This window comes from Enterobacter sp. 22452, assembly GCF_052045065.1.
Lineage (GTDB): Bacteria > Pseudomonadota > Gammaproteobacteria > Enterobacterales > Enterobacteriaceae > Enterobacter > Enterobacter mori.
This window is the reverse complement of the sequence record NZ_JBQEOB010000001.1, coordinates 410,069-428,135: the sequence shown is the minus strand read 5'-3', so window position 1 is coordinate 428,135 and position 18,067 is coordinate 410,069. Positions and strand designations below refer to the sequence as shown.

The 18,067-nt window shown below is 55.1% G+C and carries 17 protein-coding genes; 16 read left to right on the top strand and 1 reads right to left on the bottom strand.

Going from position 1 to position 18,067, the window contains the following annotated elements:
- The first annotated feature begins 32 nt into the window (after positions 1-32).
- From corC to rihA, 7 genes are all read left to right on the top strand, one after another.
- Complete coding sequence (gene corC, locus ACTJJA_RS02075; RefSeq protein WP_010428614.1) at positions 33-911, top strand: CNNM family magnesium/cobalt transport protein CorC; 879 nt, start codon at positions 33-35, stop codon at positions 909-911.
- A 5-nt stretch (positions 912-916) separates the two neighbouring features.
- The gene (gene lnt / locus ACTJJA_RS02070; protein ID WP_440665930.1) at positions 917-2,455 is read left to right on the top strand and encodes an apolipoprotein N-acyltransferase; all 1,539 of its coding nucleotides are present in this window, start codon (positions 917-919) and stop codon (positions 2,453-2,455) included.
- A 401-nt stretch (positions 2,456-2,856) separates the two neighbouring features.
- Complete coding sequence (locus ACTJJA_RS02065; protein ID WP_010428610.1) at positions 2,857-3,762, top strand: amino acid ABC transporter substrate-binding protein; 906 nt, start codon at positions 2,857-2,859, stop codon at positions 3,760-3,762.
- Between the two features lie 154 nt (positions 3,763-3,916).
- Entirely contained in the window at positions 3,917-4,657 is a 741-nt protein-coding gene (gene gltJ / locus ACTJJA_RS02060; RefSeq protein WP_440665929.1) for a glutamate/aspartate ABC transporter permease GltJ, read from the top strand.
- Entirely contained in the window at positions 4,657-5,331 is a 675-nt protein-coding gene (gene gltK / locus ACTJJA_RS02055) for a glutamate/aspartate ABC transporter permease GltK (RefSeq protein WP_042718003.1), read from the top strand. The genes gltJ and gltK overlap by 1 nt, the downstream gene beginning before the upstream one ends.
- Entirely contained in the window at positions 5,331-6,056 is a 726-nt protein-coding gene (locus ACTJJA_RS02050) for an amino acid ABC transporter ATP-binding protein (protein ID WP_010428605.1), read from the top strand. The genes gltK and ACTJJA_RS02050 overlap by 1 nt, the downstream gene beginning before the upstream one ends.
- A 120-nt stretch (positions 6,057-6,176) precedes the next feature.
- On the top strand, positions 6,177-7,118 hold the full coding sequence (rihA, locus tag ACTJJA_RS02045; protein ID WP_440665926.1) for a pyrimidine-specific ribonucleoside hydrolase RihA: 942 nt from the start codon (positions 6,177-6,179) through the stop codon (positions 7,116-7,118).
- 56 nt (positions 7,119-7,174) lie between these two features.
- On the opposite strand, the gene ACTJJA_RS02040 is transcribed toward rihA, so the two are convergent.
- Positions 7,175-7,657 (bottom strand): zinc ribbon-containing protein, encoded by a 483-nt coding sequence (locus ACTJJA_RS02040; protein ID WP_440666561.1) that lies wholly within the window; start codon positions 7,655-7,657, stop codon positions 7,175-7,177.
- 215 nt (positions 7,658-7,872) lie between these two features.
- On the opposite strand from ACTJJA_RS02040, the gene leuS reads away from it, so the two are divergent.
- The 9 genes from leuS (at position 7,873) to rlpA (ending at position 17,950) form a co-directional block, all read left to right on the top strand.
- Positions 7,873-10,455, top strand: coding sequence for a leucine--tRNA ligase (gene leuS, locus ACTJJA_RS02035; protein WP_182402560.1), 2,583 nt, complete (start codon positions 7,873-7,875; stop codon positions 10,453-10,455).
- 14 nt (positions 10,456-10,469) lie between these two features.
- On the top strand, positions 10,470-11,039 hold the full coding sequence (gene lptE, locus ACTJJA_RS02030) for an LPS assembly lipoprotein LptE (RefSeq protein WP_041951371.1): 570 nt from the start codon (positions 10,470-10,472) through the stop codon (positions 11,037-11,039).
- Positions 11,039-12,070 (top strand): DNA polymerase III subunit delta, encoded by a 1,032-nt coding sequence (gene holA / locus ACTJJA_RS02025; RefSeq protein ID WP_440665923.1) that lies wholly within the window; start codon positions 11,039-11,041, stop codon positions 12,068-12,070. The genes lptE and holA overlap by 1 nt, the downstream gene beginning before the upstream one ends.
- Positions 12,063-12,728, top strand: coding sequence for a nicotinate-nucleotide adenylyltransferase (gene nadD, locus ACTJJA_RS02020; RefSeq protein WP_440665921.1), 666 nt, complete (start codon positions 12,063-12,065; stop codon positions 12,726-12,728). Before holA ends, nadD begins: the two co-directional genes overlap by 8 nt.
- A 268-nt stretch (positions 12,729-12,996) precedes the next feature.
- Positions 12,997-13,314, top strand: a complete 318-nt coding sequence (gene rsfS / locus ACTJJA_RS02015; protein WP_003858696.1) for a ribosome silencing factor — start codon at positions 12,997-12,999, stop codon at positions 13,312-13,314.
- A gap of 3 nt (positions 13,315-13,317) precedes the next feature.
- Positions 13,318-13,785 carry a 23S rRNA (pseudouridine(1915)-N(3))-methyltransferase RlmH gene (rlmH, locus tag ACTJJA_RS02010; RefSeq protein ID WP_003858701.1) on the top strand — a complete coding sequence of 156 codons (468 nt, stop codon included), beginning with the start codon at positions 13,318-13,320 and terminating at the stop codon, positions 13,783-13,785.
- A gap of 28 nt (positions 13,786-13,813) precedes the next feature.
- Positions 13,814-15,715: a peptidoglycan DD-transpeptidase MrdA gene (mrdA, locus tag ACTJJA_RS02005; RefSeq protein WP_221550647.1), complete on the top strand. Its 1,902-nt coding sequence runs from the start codon at positions 13,814-13,816 to the stop codon at positions 15,713-15,715.
- A gap of 2 nt (positions 15,716-15,717) precedes the next feature.
- A complete protein-coding gene (mrdB, locus tag ACTJJA_RS02000; RefSeq protein WP_042715186.1) occupies positions 15,718-16,830 on the top strand; it encodes a peptidoglycan glycosyltransferase MrdB in 1,113 nt (370 codons plus the stop codon).
- Between the two features lie 16 nt (positions 16,831-16,846).
- Entirely contained in the window at positions 16,847-17,950 is a 1,104-nt protein-coding gene (gene rlpA / locus ACTJJA_RS01995; protein WP_440665918.1) for an endolytic peptidoglycan transglycosylase RlpA, read from the top strand.
- Positions 17,951-18,067 lie beyond the last annotated feature (117 nt).

The following is an 18,067-nucleotide window of genomic DNA, read 5'->3' as shown; positions in this document are numbered from 1 at the left end:
TTGAACTCACAAGAGAACCCTTAACAAACGCCATGAGCGACGACAATTCACACAGTAGCGACACGACAAACAGTAAAAAGGGATTTTTCTCCCTCATTCTGAACCAGCTTTTCCACGGCGAACCGAAAAACCGTGATGAACTGCTGGAGCTGATTCGTGATTCCGGGCAGAACGACCTTATCGACGAAGATACGCGCGAAATGCTCGAAGGGGTCATGGACATCGCCGACCAGCGCGTCCGCGACATCATGATCCCCCGCTCGCAGATGATCACCCTGAAACGTAACCAGACGCTGGACGAGTGCCTCGATGTGATCATCGAATCCGCCCACTCGCGTTTCCCGGTCATCAGCGAAGATAAAGATCACATCGAAGGGATTTTGATGGCCAAAGATCTGCTGCCGTTTATGCGCAGCGATGCCGAAGCCTTCAGCATGGAAAAAGTGTTACGCCAGGCCGTGGTTGTGCCGGAAAGTAAACGTGTGGATCGGATGCTGAAAGAGTTTCGTTCTCAGCGTTACCACATGGCGATTGTTATTGATGAATTCGGCGGCGTCTCAGGTCTGGTCACGATCGAAGATATTCTTGAGCTGATCGTAGGCGAAATCGAAGACGAGTATGACGAAGAAGAAGATATCGACTTCCGTCAGCTTAGCCGCCACACATGGACCGTTCGTGCGCTGGCCTCGATTGAGGACTTCAACGACGCCTTCGGCACTCACTTCAGCGATGAAGAGGTCGATACCATTGGCGGACTGGTGATGCAGGCCTTTGGTCATCTTCCGGCGCGCGGAGAGACCGTTGACATCGACGGTTACCAATTCAAAGTCGCCATGGCCGACAGCCGACGTATTATTCAGGTTCACGTCAGAACGCCGGACGACTCACCGGTGCCAAAACTGGAAGATTAATGTAAATGGCATTTGCCCCATTACTTGAACGCCAGCGCGTCCGTTTGCTGCTGGCGCTGTTGCTCGGAGCCAGCGGTACGCTGGCTTTTTCTCCTTACGACATCTGGCCCGTGGCCCTTCTCTCCCTGATGGGGCTTCAGGGCCTGACCCTGAATCGTCGTCCGGTACAGGCTGCCGCCATCGGTTACTTCTGGGGGCTGGGGCTGTTTGGCTCAGGCATCAACTGGGTCTACGTCAGCATCGCGCAGTTTGGCGGCATGCCGGGGCCGGTTAACGTCTTCCTCGTTGTGCTGCTCGCCGCCTATCTCTCGCTCTATACCGGACTGTTCGCAGGGATCCTCTCGCGTCTGTGGCCTAAAACCACCTGGCTGCGCGTCGCGATTGCCGCGCCGGTTGTCTGGCAAATTACCGAGTTCCTGCGCGGCTGGGTGCTTACCGGCTTCCCGTGGCTGCAGTTCGGCTACAGCCAGATTGACGGCCCGCTGAAAGGGCTGGCACCGGTGATGGGCGTTGAAGCAATTAACTTCTTGTTGATGGTGGTCAGCGGCCTGCTGGTGCTGGCGCTGGTCACGCGCTGCTGGAAACCGCTGGCTGTGGCGCTGGTGCTTTTCGTCCTGCCCTTCCCGCTGCGTTATATCCAGTGGTTCACGCCTGAACCCGAGCGCGCCATGCAGGTCTCCATGGTGCAGGGGAATATCCCGCAGTCCATGAAGTGGGACGAAAAAGAGCTGCTGAATACGCTGAAGATCTACGCCAACGCCACCGAAGAGGTGATGGGTAAATCCCAGCTGATTATCTGGCCGGAGTCCGCCATTCCCGATCTGGAAATTAACCAGCAGCCGTTCCTCAACATGATGAACGATCTGCTGGTGGCGCGCGGCAGCACGCTGATTACCGGCATCGTTGATGCACGTCTGAATCAGCAAAACCGCTACGACACCTACAACACCATCATTACGCTCGGTAAAGACAGCGAATACAGCTATCAATCCACTGACCGGTACAACAAGAATCACCTGGTACCGTTTGGTGAATTTGTCCCGCTGGAGTCGATTCTGCGCCCGCTGGCCCCGTTCTTTGACCTGCCGATGTCCTCTTTCAGCCGCGGTCCGTACGTTCAGCCTCAGCTGCACGCGCACGGTCTCGCCCTGACGGCGGCCATCTGCTACGAAATCATTCTCGGGGAACAGGTGCGCGATAACTTCCGCCCGGATACTGACTATCTGCTGACCATCTCCAACGATGCGTGGTTTGGTAAGTCAATCGGCCCGTGGCAACACTTCCAGATGGCGCGCATGCGCTCCCTGGAGCTGGCGCGTCCGCTGCTGCGCAGCACCAACAACGGCATCACCGCTGTGATTGGTCCGCAGGGTGACATTCAGGCGATGATCCCGCAGTTCACCCGCGAGGTGCTGACCACTACCGTCACGCCTACCACGGGGCTGACGCCGTACGCACGTACCGGCAACTGGCCGCTGTGGATTTTGACCACGCTGTTCGGCTTTGCCGCGGTGCTGATGAGTCTGCGTCAGCGTCGTAAATAATTTTACCTTCTGTTGCCGGGTGGCGCTGACGCTTACCCGGCCTACATTTTTGCTCCCGTAGGTCGGGTAAGGCGTAGCCGCCACCCGACAATACCCTCCAAACTCCCATTCTGGCACGCCTATTGCTTTGTTTATTCGCGCAAACGCAGTTTGGCTTAACGTGCAACCTTGTCGCACCAGCGTAGATCATCGGCAGCACCGAAACGGTGCAACGAAAGATTATTGCCTCTGAATGGTGCGGCGCGCTTCGCAAAAATAAACAATAACGCAGCAAAATCTTTACATTAAGCCAGACTAAATGTTAACAAGCTTGCATAACACTGCACTCGCATAGCGCGAGATATAACAACATCACAATGGGTATCAATGCGTCACTGGCGCTGATAAGAAAGGAGTTGGGTATGCAATTACGTAAACTGGCCACAGCAATGCTGGTTATGGGAATGTCTGCTGGCGTCGTTCACGCTGAAGATGCTCCGGCAGCAGGCAGCACTCTCGACAAGATTGCCAAAAACGGCGTCATCGTGGTCGGCCACCGTGAATCTTCTGTCCCGTTCTCTTACTACGACAACACGCAAAAAGTCGTAGGCTATTCACAGGATTACTCCAACGCCATCGTTGAAGCTGTGAAGAAAAAGCTGAACAAACCTGACCTGCAGGTGAAGCTGATCCCAATCACTTCACAGAACCGTATTCCGCTGCTGCAGAATGGCACCTTTGATTTTGAATGTGGCTCCACCACCAACAACCTTGAGCGTCAGAAACAGGCCGCCTTCTCCGACACCATCTTTGTCGTGGGTACCCGTCTGCTGACCAAGAAAGGCGGCGCAATCAAAGATTTTGCTGACCTGAAAGGCAAAGCGGTCGTTGTGACCTCCGGTACGACTTCCGAAGTGCTGCTGCATAAGCTGAACGACGAGAAGAAAATGGATATGCGCATCATCAGCGCGAAAGACCATGGCGACTCCTTCCGTACCCTGGAAAGCGGTCGTGCCGTCGCGTTTATGATGGATGACGCCCTGCTGGCGGGCGAACGTGCGAAAGCGAAGAAACCAGACAACTGGGAAATCGTGGGCACCGCGCAGTCGAAAGAAGCCTACGGTTGTATGCTGCGTAAAGACGATGCTGACTTCAAAAAGCTGATTGATGACACCATCGCGCAGGCACAGACATCCGGCGACGCGGAAAAATGGTTCGACAAATGGTTCAAGAACCCGATTCCACCAAAGAACCTCAACATGAACTTTGAACTGTCTGACGACATGAAAGCACTGTTCAAATCACCAAACGATAAAGCGCTTAACTAATTAGAACGACAGGGGCGGGATCTCCTGCCCTCTCGATTGTCGGGAAGCATGGACAGACTATACGTTGAGTGGTCGTTCCCCACTCAGCGCGAAAATGAGCTTCTCACCAATCTTCGAGGGTAGCGCTGCTACCCTTTTTTTTCTGGAGTTTATTATGTCAATTGACTGGAACTGGGGCATCTTTCTGCAACAAGCCCCGTTCGGCAACACCACCTATCTTGGCTGGCTGTGGAGCGGCTTTCAGGTCACCGTTGCGCTATCGATAACGGCGTGGATTATCGCGTTTCTTGTCGGTTCGCTGTTCGGTATTCTGCGCACCGTTCCCAATCGCTTTCTTTCAACACTCGGCACCCTGTACGTTGAACTGTTCCGTAACGTTCCGCTGATCGTGCAGTTCTTTACCTGGTACCTGGTCATTCCGGAACTGCTGCCGGAAAATATCGGCATGTGGTTCAAGGCGGAACTGGATCCTAACGTTCAGTTCTTTGTCTCTTCCATGCTGTGCCTGGGGCTGTTCACCGCCGCGCGCGTTTGCGAACAGGTGCGTGCTGCCATCCAGTCACTGCCGCGCGGGCAAAAGAACGCGGCTCTGGCGATGGGCCTGACGCTGCCGCAAGCCTACCGTTACGTTCTGCTGCCTAACGCCTATCGCGTTATCGTTCCACCGATGACGTCAGAGATGATGAACCTGGTGAAAAACTCGGCCATCGCCTCGACTATTGGTCTGGTGGATATGGCGGCGCAGGCGGGTAAGCTGCTGGACTACTCCGCCCACGCGTGGGAATCCTTCACCGCGATTACCCTCGCTTACGTTCTGATTAACGCTTTCATCATGCTGGTGATGAACATGGTTGAACGCAAAATTCGCCTGCCGGGCAATCTGGGGGGCAAATAATGTACGAATTTGACTGGAGTTCTATCGTTCCATCCATGCCTTACCTGCTGGATGGCCTGGTGATCACCTTAAAGATCACCGTGATCGCCATCATCATCGGTATCGTCTGGGGCACCCTGTTGGCGGTGATGCGCCTGTCGAGCTTTAAACCCCTCGCCTGGTTTGCGACTGCCTACGTTAACGTCTTCCGCTCCATTCCGCTGGTGATGGTGCTGCTGTGGTTTTACCTGATTGTTCCCGGCTTCCTGCAGAACGTACTGGGACTGTCGCCGAAAACCGATATCCGCCTGATCTCCGCCATGGTGGCATTCTCGATGTTTGAGGCCGCTTACTACTCCGAGATTATCCGTGCGGGCATTCAGAGTATCTCCCGCGGGCAGTCCAGCGCCGCACTGGCTTTGGGGATGACCCACTGGCAATCCATGCAGCTCATTATTCTGCCGCAGGCGTTCCGCGCCATGGTTCCGCTCCTGCTGACCCAGGGCATCGTGCTGTTCCAGGATACCTCTCTGGTCTACGTCCTGAGCCTGGCAGACTTCTTCCGTACCGCGTCCACCATCGGCGAGCGTGATGGTACGCAGGTTGAGATGGTCCTCTTTGCGGGTGGGGTCTATTTTGTGATTAGTTTAAGCGCGTCGCTGTTGGTCAGCTGGCTGAAGAAAAGGACTGTATAATGATTTCCCTGAAAAATGTTTCGAAATGGTATGGGCACTTTCAGGTGCTGACCGACTGCTCCACAGAAGTGAAAAAAGGCGACGTCGTGGTGGTGTGTGGACCGTCCGGCTCCGGTAAGTCGACGCTGATCAAAACCGTTAACGGCCTGGAGCCGGTGCAGCAGGGTGAAATTGTCGTCAACGGTACCAAAGTGAACGACAAGAAAACCAATCTTGCTCAGCTTCGCTCACACGTCGGCATGGTGTTCCAGCATTTTGAGCTGTTCCCTCACCTCTCTATCATCGAGAACCTGACGCTGGCACAGGTAAAAGTGCTTAAGCGTGATAAAAAGGCGTCGCGCGAGAAAGGGCTGAAGCTCCTGGAACGCGTGGGTCTCTCGGCACATGCCGATAAATTCCCGGCACAGCTTTCCGGTGGCCAACAGCAGCGCGTGGCGATCGCCCGCGCGCTGTGTATGGATCCGGTGGCGATGCTGTTTGATGAGCCAACGTCGGCGCTCGATCCTGAGATGATCAATGAAGTGCTGGACGTAATGGTCGAGCTGGCGCACGAAGGGATGACCATGATGGTCGTAACCCACGAAATGGGCTTCGCCCGTAAAGTGGCCAACCGCGTGATCTTTATGGACGAAGGGAAAATTGTGGAAGACTCTCCGAAAGAAGAGTTTTTTGCCAACCCGAAATCCGACCGCGCCAAAGACTTCCTCGCCAAAATCCTGCATTAATCTTCCCGGTGCGCGATCTGCGGATTGCGCACTGCTTCACGCTTTCACACTCTGCTTCTCGTCGGCGTCACATTGCAGCGTTAACCTTGTCACAAAATAACGCTAAGAATGGAGAACCCTATGGCACAGCCGATCATTCTCGATTGCGATCCAGGTCATGATGACGCGATCGCACTCGTCCTTGCACTTGCCTCCCCTGAACTCAACGTAAAAGCCGTCACCTCATCCGCCGGAAACCAGACGCCTGAAAAAACCCTGCGCAACGTGCTGCGCATGCTCACGCTGCTTAAACGCACCGATATTCCGGTTGCGGGTGGGGCCGTGAAGCCGCTGATGCGCGAGCTTATCATCGCGGATAACGTCCACGGTGAAAGCGGGCTGGACGGCCCTACGCTGCCGGAGCCGGTGTTTGCACCGCAAAACTGTACCGCCGTCGAGCTGATGGCGAAGGTGCTGCGCGAAAGCGCGGAGCCCGTAACGCTGGTGGCAACCGGACCACAAACCAACGTTGCGCTGCTGCTGAACAGTCATCCGGAACTGCACGGTAAAATCGCCCGGATCGTGATTATGGGTGGCGCAATGGGGCTGGGGAACTGGACGCCGGCGGCGGAGTTCAACATTTTTGTCGACCCGGAGGCGGCGGAGATTGTCTTCCAGTCAGGATTACCGATTGTGATGGCGGGGCTGGATGTTACCCACCGCGCGCAGATTATGGCGGACGATATTGAGCGCTTCCGCTCGGTGGGCAACCCGGTTGCGACAACCGTGGCCGAACTGCTCGACTTCTTTATGGAGTATCACAAAGCCGAGAAGTGGGGGTTCCACGGCGCACCGCTGCACGACCCGTGCACCATTGCCTGGCTGTTAAAACCTGAAATGTTTACCACGGTGGACAGATGGGTTGGCGTTGAGACACAGGGAAAATACACCCAGGGCATGACGGTGGTGGATTATTACTCGCTGACGGGGAATAAACCGAATACCACGGTGATGGTGAATATCGACCGGGAGGCGTTTGTGGATTTGCTGGCGGAGAGACTGGCTTACTATAGTGCGGCCTGATGCCCTCACCCCAACCCTCTCCCATGGGGAGAGGGAGCAAACAGTTTTGCTTTTACCTAGGGCTCAAACGGCCGACGCTGGAACTGATCGTGCCCGCACTTCGGACACAGCGGCAGCACGTCCGGCGTGTACACCGCAATATGGTGATGACACTTCTCACAGACCAGGTTCCCCAACCCCACCACTTCACCGCTCTGGTAGACGCCGTGGTGGTTCAAATCCTGAAACACCTCGCGCCACTCCAGCTGCGTTTTGTCGGTGATATCCGCCAGCTCCTGCCACAGACTCTCTTTAATAACCCGCATAAAGACGCTGTCCGCGACCTCGTCCTGGCTCTCCTCGTAACTGCGCGCGAACTCTTCCAGATCACGCCGCACGGCGCGCGTCACCTCTTCCACTTCGGTTCGCGTTAACTCACCCGTTTGCACCACCCGGGAGCGCGCCTGCTCGACCAGCGCGTCGATATCGCGCTCGCCGTTGCGCAGCCGTTCCGTCAGTGTCGCCACCAGTTCGCGGTAAAATTGAGCAACCTTGTTCATCATTTTGCCTCCCGGGTAAGTAACTATTTCTAATAATAGACCTTATTTCGCCGCCGCTTTGTCAGGTGACGCACAGACGCGGTAAATTCCTGCAAAGCGCATTTGTGCGAAAGGCTGTTTTGACGCGGGCGTTTGGGCTATGCTATGCGGATCTGAGATACCACATCCATTGGCTACATTTAGTAGCTGTATTGAAAACAGGACCACTGGCTGCCATGCAAGAGCAATACCGCCCGGAAGAGATAGAATCAAAAGTCCAGCAACACTGGGACGAGAAGCGCACCTTTGAAGTAACCGAAGACGAGAGCAAAGAGAAGTATTACTGCCTGTCGATGCTTCCCTATCCTTCTGGTCGACTACACATGGGCCACGTGCGTAACTACACCATCGGTGATGTGATTGCACGCTACCAGCGCATGCTGGGCAAAAACGTCCTGCAGCCAATCGGCTGGGATGCATTCGGTCTGCCTGCTGAAGGCGCGGCGGTTAAAAACAACACCGCACCGGCACCGTGGACGTACGACAACATCGCGTACATGAAAAACCAGCTCAAAATGCTGGGCTTTGGCTATGACTGGAGCCGCGAGCTGGCAACCTGTACCCCGGAATACTATCGCTGGGAACAGAAGTTCTTCACCGAGCTGTATAAAAAAGGCCTGGTATACAAGAAGACCTCTGCCGTGAACTGGTGCCCAAATGACCAGACCGTTCTGGCGAACGAACAGGTTATCGACGGCTGCTGCTGGCGCTGTGACACTAAAGTTGAGCGTAAAGAGATCCCACAGTGGTTTATCAAAATCACCGCTTACGCCGACGAACTGCTGAACGATCTGGATAAACTGGATCACTGGCCAGATACCGTTAAGACCATGCAGCGCAACTGGATCGGCCGTTCTGAAGGCGTGGAGATTACCTTCAACGTTGAGAACTACGACCAGACCCTGACCGTCTACACCACCCGTCCGGATACCTTCATGGGCGCGACCTACCTGGCCGTAGCCGCAGGTCACCCGCTGGCGCAGAAAGCGGCAGAGAACAATCCGGAACTGGCTCGCTTCATCGACGAATGCCGCAACACCAAAGTGGCCGAAGCCGACATGGCGACGATGGAGAAAAAAGGCGTTGCAACGGGCTTCTATGCCAAACATCCACTGACTGGCGAAGCCATTCCAGTGTGGGCAGCTAACTTCGTTCTGATGGAATACGGCACTGGTGCGGTAATGGCCGTACCGGGCCACGATCAGCGCGACTACGAGTTTGCTACCAAATACAGTTTGCCGATTAAAGCCGTTATTCTGGCCGCCGATGGTTCTGAACCCGACCTGTCCGAGCAAGCGCTGACCGAAAAAGGCACCCTGTTCAACTCCGGCGAATTTAGCGGCCTGAGCTTTGAAGACGGCTTCAACGCCATTGCCGACAAGCTGGCTTCGCTGGGCGTAGGCGAGCGTAAAGTGAACTTCCGTCTGCGCGACTGGGGCGTTTCCCGTCAGCGTTACTGGGGTGCGCCAATTCCAATGGTGACGCTGGAAGACGGCACCGTCATGCCAACGCCTGAAGATCAGCTGCCGGTGATCCTGCCGGAAGACGTCGTCATGGACGGCATCACCAGCCCGATCAAAGCCGATCCTGAGTGGGCAAAAACCACCGTCAACGGTCAGCCTGCGCTGCGTGAAACCGACACCTTCGATACCTTTATGGAATCCTCCTGGTACTACGCGCGCTACACCTGCCCGCAGTATCAGGACGGTATGCTGGATTCCGATGCGGCAAACTACTGGCTGCCGGTAGACATCTATATCGGTGGTATCGAACACGCCATCATGCACCTGCTCTACTTCCGCTTCTTCCATAAGCTGATGCGCGATGCGGGCATGGTGAACTCTGACGAACCCGCGAAACAGCTGCTGTGTCAGGGCATGGTGCTGGCAGATGCGTTCTATTACGTGGGCGCGAACGGCGAACGTAACTGGGTTTCTCCGGTTGATGCGATCGTTGAGCGCGACGAAAAAGGCCGTATCGTTAAGGCGAAAGACGCTGAAGGTCATGAACTGGTTTACACCGGCATGAGCAAGATGTCCAAGTCCAAAAACAACGGTATCGACCCGCAGGTCATGGTTGAGCGTTACGGCGCTGACACCGTGCGTCTGTTCATGATGTTTGCCTCTCCGGCCGACATGACCCTCGAATGGCAGGAATCCGGCGTTGAAGGCGCTAACCGCTTCCTGAAACGCGTCTGGAAACTGGTTTACGAGCACACCTCACAGGGTGATGCGCCAGCACTGAACGCTGCGGCACTGACTGAAGATCAGCAGGCGCTGCGTCGCGATGTTCATAAAACAATTGCGAAAGTAACCGATGATATTGGTCGTCGTCAGACCTTCAATACCGCAATTGCGGCTATTATGGAACTGATGAATAAGCTGGCGAAAGCCCCGCAGGATGGCGAGCAGGATCGTGCCATCATGCGTGAAGCGCTGCTGGCCGTTGTTCGCATGCTTAATCCGTTCACACCACACGCCAGCTTCACCCTGTGGCAGGAGCTGAAAGGCGAAGGCGATATCGACAACGCGCCGTGGCCAGTAGCAGACGAATCAGCGATGGTGGAAAATACCACCCTGGTTGTGGTGCAGGTCAACGGCAAAGTGCGTGGTAAAATCACCGTGGCTGTTGATGCAACCGAAGAGCAGGTTCGCGAACGCGCAGGTCAGGAACCGCTGGTTGCAAAATATCTTGAGGGCGTTACCGTACGTAAAGTGATCTACGTACCAGGTAAACTGCTTAATCTGGTCGTTGGCTAAGCGCGGGAGGAAACGTGCGACAACTGGCAACAATACTCTTATCCCTGGCGGTGCTTGTCACCGCAGGTTGCGGGTGGCATCTGCGCAATACGACGGCAGTGCCGCCTCAGATGAAAACGTTGATCTTCGACTCATCGGATCCGAATGGCCCACTCAGCCGGGCTGTACGTAACCAGCTCCGTTTGAACGATGTTGAGTTGATCGAGAAAGGCACTTTGCGCCAGGATGTTCCGTCATTCCGCATCCTGACCTCGACGTTGTCTAAAGATACCGCGTCCATCTTCCAGGATGGCCGTACTGCGGAATATCAGATGGTGCTTAACGTGAAAGCGGCCGTATTGATTCCGGGTAAAGACATTTATCCAATCAGTACTAAAGTCTACCGTTCGTTCTTCGATAACCCGCAAACGGCACTGGCAAAAGATGCCGAGCAGCAGATTATCATCAACGAAATGTATGATAAGGCAGCGGAACAGCTGATCCGTAAACTGCCAAGCATTGCTGCGTCGACGAAACAAGGCTCTGACATTATCGACACACCGGACGCTAACGCGCCGACCATGTCAACGTCGATGGGTAACTGATGATCAGGTTGTATCCTGAACAACTCCGCGCGCAGCTCAATGAAGGGCTGCGCGCGGCGTATCTGCTGCTCGGAAACGATCCGCTATTACTTCAGGAAAGTCTGGATGCCGTTCGTCACGCGGCGGTCGCTCAGGGCTTTGATGAGCACCACACCGTCCAGCTGGACAACAACACCGACTGGAACGCCCTCTTTTCACTTTGCCAGGCAATGAGCCTGTTTGCATCGCGCCAGACAATCCAGATCCTGCTGCCGGAAAATGGCCCTAACGCGGCCATGAATGAGCAACTCGCCACCCTGGTCAGCCTGTTACACAGCGATCTGCTGCTGATTGTGCGCGGTAACAAGCTCACTAAGGCGCAGGAAAACGCAGCGTGGTTTACTCAACTTGCGACCAACGCTGTGCAGGTCACCTGCCAGACACCTGAACAGGCACATCTGCCTAAATGGGTAGCCGCGCGAGCAAAACAGCACAATCTTCACTTGGATGAGGCGGCGAACCAGCTGCTTTGCTACTGCTATGAAGGCAACCTGCTGGCGCTGGCGCAGGCACTCGACAGGCTTTCTCTGCTTTGGCCTGACGGTAAACTGACGTTACCGCGTGTTGAGCAGGCGGTAAATGATGCAGCCCACTTTACGCCGTTTCACTGGGTTGACGCGCTGCTGTCAGCAAAGAGCAAACGCGCGCTACACATATTGCAGCAGCTGCGCCTTGAAGGCAGTGAACCTGTCATTTTGCTGCGCACGCTCCAGCGAGAGCTGTTGTTACTGAATACGCTCAAGCGTCAGTCTGCCCATACGCCATTGCGTTCACTGTTTGATAAACACCGTGTATGGCAAAACCGCAGGGCGATGACCACCGAGGCCATCAACCGCCTGAGTCATGAGCAGCTGCGCCAGGCTGTTCAGCTTTTGATGCGCGCCGAGCTCACCTTGAAACAAGATTACGGTCAGTCGGTCTGGTCGGAGCTGGAAAGCCTTTCACTGCTGCTCTGCCACAAGGCGCTGGCAGACGTATTTATCGATGGATAGCATGCATTCTCTACAAGCGCTGTACGGCGGAACCTTCGACCCTGTGCATTACGGGCATCTTAAGCCGGTTGAAATTCTGGCGAATCTGATCGGCCTGCAGCGCGTAATCATTATGCCCAATAACGTTCCGCCGCACCGTCCTCAACCAGAGGCCACCAGCGAACAGCGAAAAGAGATGCTCGCGCTGGCGATTGCGGATAAACCCCTTTTCCGTCTTGACGAACGGGAGTTGCGTCGCAACACCCCGTCCTGGACGTCCCAGACGCTGCAGGAGTGGCGAGCTGAACAAGGGCCGAATAAACCGCTGGCCTTTATTATCGGTCAGGATTCCCTGCTCAACTTTCCTACCTGGCATCAGTATGAAACCATACTGGAGAACAGCCACCTTCTCGTGTGCCGTCGCCCCGGCTATCCGCTGACCATGCGCGAACCACAGTACCAGCAATGGCTTGAAGCTCATCTCACCGACAACGTGGAAGATCTGCATAATCAGCCAGCCGGGAAGATTTATCTGGCAGAAACGCCGTGGTTTGATATTTCTGCGACGCTCATTCGCGAGCGCCTGCAACAGGGTTTAGCCTGTGACGATATGCTGCCTTCGTCAGTGCTGGCGTATATCAATCAGCACGGGTTGTATCAGAAAAGCGCAGACGCATAGCCTGAGGCAAGAAAAAGCGGCTGATTGATTATCCTGCCTTGACAGGGTAAGCCATACTGTTATCCTCCGCTGCCAGACTTTCCCGCCGATCATTGCTTTACAGAAATTGTTTTACAAAAATGGCGATGCAATCTCCGGCGGAGGGTGGGATGATACCCGCCTTCAAAAGCCCGGCCGGTGACATTTGTCCCGACACTGGCGTCAGTTCAGGTATACTGTCTGGCTACGAATTTATAGTTACACAATCTCATTCACCCAGGGGGAAAACTTGCAGGGTAAAGCACTCCAGGATTTTGTTATCGACAAAATTGATGACCTGAAAGGTCAGGACATCATCGCTATCGACGTTAAAGGTAAATCCAGCATCACCGACTGCATGATTATCTGCACCGGTACATCTACTCGCCATGTGGTTTCGATTGCCGATCACGTCGTTCAGGAATCACGTGCAGCAGGGCTGTTACCGCTTGGCGTTGAAGGTGAAGCGACCGCCGACTGGGTGGTTGTTGACCTCGGCGATGTGATTGTCCATGTCATGCAGGAAGAGAGTCGTCGCCTGTATGAGCTGGAAAAACTCTGGGGTTAATGCGTGAAGTTGCAGCTGGTCGCTGTCGGCACCAAAATGCCGGACTGGGTACAAACCGGTTTTACTGAGTATCTGCGTCGTTTTCCAAAAGATATGCCGTTCGAACTGGTGGAAATTCCTGCCGGTAAGCGCGGCAAGAACGCGGATATCAAACGTATTCTCGATAAAGAGGGCGAACTGATGCTGGCTGCCGCAGGCAAAAACCGCATCGTTACCCTCGATATTCCAGGTAAACCCTGGGATACGCCGCAGCTGGCGCACGAACTGGAGCGCTGGAAGCAGGATGGTCGTGATGTCAGTCTGTTGATTGGCGGACCTGAAGGGTTATCCCCCGCCTGCAAAGCGGCAGCAGAACAAAGTTGGTCTCTCTCCGCGCTGACGCTCCCCCACCCGCTTGTTAGGGTGCTGGTGGCAGAAAGCCTGTACCGCGCGTGGAGCATTACTACCAACCACCCCTACCACCGCGAGTAATGACTGACCAGGGTAGATTAAGCAGCGGATGAAACTACAGAATTCTTTTCGCGACTATACGGCTGAGTCCGCGCTGTTTGTGCGCCGGGCGCTGGTCGCCTTTACGGGGATTTTGCTGCTGACCGGCGTGCTGATCGCCAACCTCTATAATCTGCAAATTGTCCGCTTTACCGACTACCAGACGCGTTCAAACGAGAACCGCATCAAGCTGGTGCCGATCGCGCCAAGCCGCGGCATTATCTACGACCGTAACGGCACGCCGCTGGCCTTAAACCGCACCATCTATCAAATAGAGATGATGCCGGAAAAGGTCGACAACGTGCAGGATACGCTGAACGCGCTGAGAAGCGTGGTCGATCTCAACGATGACGATATCGCCGCCTTTAAAAAAGAGCGCTCCCGCTCTCACCGCTTCACGTCTATTCCGGTCAAAACCAACCTGACAGAAGTGCAGGTGGCCCGTTTTGCCGTGAACCAGTATCGATTCCCCGGCGTGGAAGTGAAAGGCTATAAGCGCCGTTACTATCCCTACGGCTCTGCGCTGACGCACGTGATTGGCTACGTTTCCAAGATTAACGATAAAGACGTTGACCGCCTTGATAAAGACGGCAAGCTGGCCAACTACGCCGCAACGCATGATATCGGTAAGCTGGGGATTGAGCGTTATTATGAAGATGTGCTGCATGGCGAAACCGGTTATGAAGAGGTTGAAGTTAACAACCGTGGCCGCGTGATCCGCCAGCTGAAAGAGGTACCGCCGCAGGCGGGTCATGATGTGTATCTGACACTCGACCTTAAGCTGCAGCAGTATATCGAAACCCTGCTGGCAGGCAGCCGTGCCGCCGTTATCGTCACCGACCCGCGCACCGGTGGGATTCTGGCCATGGTCTCCATGCCGAGCTACGACCCTAACCTCTTCGTGGACGGTATCTCCAGCAAAGATTATTCCGGTCTGCTTAACGATCCAAACACCCCGCTGGTGAACCGTGCGACACAGGGTGTTTACCCGCCTGCGTCAACGGTAAAACCTTACGTTGCGGTTTCTGCACTGAGTGCGGGCGTGATCAATCGCAATACCAGCCTGTTTGACCCCGGCTGGTGGCAGCTACCAGGCTCTGAAAAACGTTACCGCGACTGGAAGAAATGGGGTCACGGTCATCTGAACGTGACCAAATCACTGGAAGAGTCTGCGGATACCTTCTTCTACCAGGTCGCCTATGACATGGGTATTGATCGTCTGTCGACGTGGATGAGTAAATTCGGCTACGGACACTACACCGGCATCGATCTTGCGGAAGAACGTTCTGGCAATATGCCCACCCGCGAATGGAAACTGAAGCGCTTTAAGAAGCCGTGGTACCAGGGTGATACCATTCCGGTCGGGATCGGCCAGGGTTACTGGACAGCCACCCCGCTGCAGATGAACAAAGCGATGATGATCCTCATCAACGACGGCGTGGTGAAGGTTCCGCATCTGCTGCAAAGTACGGTTGAGAATGGCAAGAAAGTCCCGTGGATCCAGCCGCATGAGGCACCAGTGGGCGATATCCATTCCGGCTTCTGGGAAATCGCCAAAGACGGTATGTACGGCGTGGCAAACCGTCCAAACGGGACGGCGCATAAGTACTTCGCTGGCGCACCCTACAAAGTGGCCGCTAAATCGGGTACCGCGCAGGTCTTCGGCCTGAAGGCAAACGAAACCTATAACGCGCACAAAATTGCTGAACGTCTGCGTGACCACAAGCTCATGACGGCGTTTGCCCCTTATGATAACCCGCAGGTTGCAGTGGCGATGATTCTCGAAAACGGCGGTGCAGGTCCGGCTGTAGGTACCATCATGCGTCAAATCCTCGACCACATTATGCTGGGTGATAACAACACCGAACTGCCGGCAGAAAACCCGGCAGCCGCTGCGGCGGAGGACCAATAATCATGACGGATAATCCGAATAAAAAATCGCTGTGGGACAAGATCCACATTGACCCTGCCATGCTATTGATTCTGCTGGCTTTGCTGGTATACAGCGCCCTGGTTATCTGGAGCGCCAGCGGTCAGGACATCGGCATGATGGAGCGCAAAATTGGCCAAATCGCGATGGGCCTGGTCATCATGGTGGTGATGGCGCAGATCCCACCCCGCGTGTACGAAGGCTGGGCGCCCTACCTCTATATTTTCTGTATCATCCTGCTTGTTGCGGTTGATGCCTTTGGTGCGATATCCAAGGGCGCACAGCGCTGGCTGGATCTGGGGATCGTCCGCTTCCAGCCGTCGGAAATCGCGAAAATTGCCGTACCGCTGATGGTCGCCCGATTTATTAACCGCGACGTCTGCCCGCCTTCGCTAAAAAATACCGCGATCGCGCTGGTGCTGATTTTCCTGCCGACCTTGCTGGTTGCAGCACAGCCTGACCTCGGCACCTCGATTCTTATCGCACTGTCCGGCCTGTTTGTCCTGTTCCTGTCAGGCCTGAGCTGGCGTCTGATCGGTATCGCGGTGGTGCTGGTTGCCGCCTTTATCCCCATCCTCTGGTTCTTCCTGATGCATGATTACCAGCGCCAGCGCGTGATGATGCTCCTCGATCCGGAAACCGATCCGCTGGGTGCGGGCTATCATATTATTCAGTCGAAGATTGCGATTGGCTCCGGTGGCCTGCGCGGGAAAGGCTGGCTGCACGGTACACAGTCGCAGCTGGAATTCTTACCGGAACGCCACACCGACTTTATCTTTGCCGTGCTGGCGGAAGAGTTAGGGCTGGTTGGCATCTTAATTCTGCTGGCGCTCTACGTGCTGCTGATCATGCGAGGTTTGTGGATTGCCGCACGAGCGCAAACCACCTTTGGTCGCGTGATGGCAGGCGGATTGATGTTGATTTTATTCGTTTATGTCTTCGTAAATATTGGTATGGTAAGTGGTATTCTGCCGGTTGTAGGCGTACCGCTGCCGCTGGTGAGTTACGGGGGCTCGGCACTGATCGTGTTGATGGCCGGGTTTGGTATCGTCATGTCGATCCATACCCACAGAAAAATGTTGTCCAAAAGCGTATAAAAATAAGGGGATCGCAATGCGTAAGCAGTGGCTGGGGATCTGCATCGCAGCAAGTTTACTTGCAGCCTGCACGAGTGATGATGGTCAGCAACAGGCAACCGTCGCGCCGCCGCAGCCTGCGGTCTGTAACGGCCCGATTGTTGAAATTAGCGGTGCCGATCCGATTTATGAACCGCTGAACGCAACGGCGAATCAGGATTATCAGCGCGACGGCAAAAGCTTCAAAATTGTTCAGGATCCTTCCCGTTTCAGCCAGGCTGGCTTTGCCGCCATTTATGATGCCGAGCCGGGTAGTAACCTGACCGCATCAGGCGAAACCTTCGATCCGATGCAAATCACGGCGGCGCATCCTACGCTGCCGATCCCAAGCTATGCTCGCGTCACCAACCTGGCGAACGGCCGTATGATCGTCGTGCGTATCAACGACCGTGGCCCATACGGGAATGACCGCGTCATCTCGCTGTCCCGCGCAGCGGCTGACCGTCTGAACACCTCGAACAACACCAAAGTGCGTATCGATCCGATTATCGTCGCGCAGGATGGTACCCTTTCAGGTCCAGGCACCGCCTGTACGACTGTCGCAAAACAAACCTATGCCCTGCCGGCTCGCCCTGATCTGAGTGGCGGAATGGGAGGCGCGTCTACCCCTGCAGAGCCAGCTCAACCACAGGGCGAAGTCCGCGCCATCAGTAACGATACGTTACAAAGCGATGACAGTACCGGTGCCCCGGTGAAAAGCAGCGGTTTCCTTGGAGCGCCGACAACCTTATCCTCTGGCGTTCTTGAAGGCAGTGAACCCACGCCAGCCCCGGTTGTCGCAGCCCCAGTCACGCAACCTGCTCCCGTGACCGCACCAGCGACCACGCAAAGTACTCCCTCCCCTGCGGCCGCAAGCGGCAGCTACGTGGTTCAGGTCGGCGCCGTCAGCGATCGGGCACGTGCACAACAGTATCAGCAGCGCTTAAGCCAGCAGTTCAGCGTGCCGGGCCGCGTTGAGCAAAACGGTGCAGTCTGGCGTATTCAGATGGGGCCGTTTGCCAGCAAATCTCAGGCAGCTTCCCTGCAACAGCGTTTGCAAAGTGAAGCGCAGCTCCAGTCATTTATCACTGTTGCGAAGTAATGAATCGGCGGTATCCGAAATGTCAATTTGTGTAAAACACATTCACAATCTCATGATGAAAGTCGGATGCCTGCCTGTATAGCATTTGCTATAGTAAGGCACTTTTTTTAATTCCAT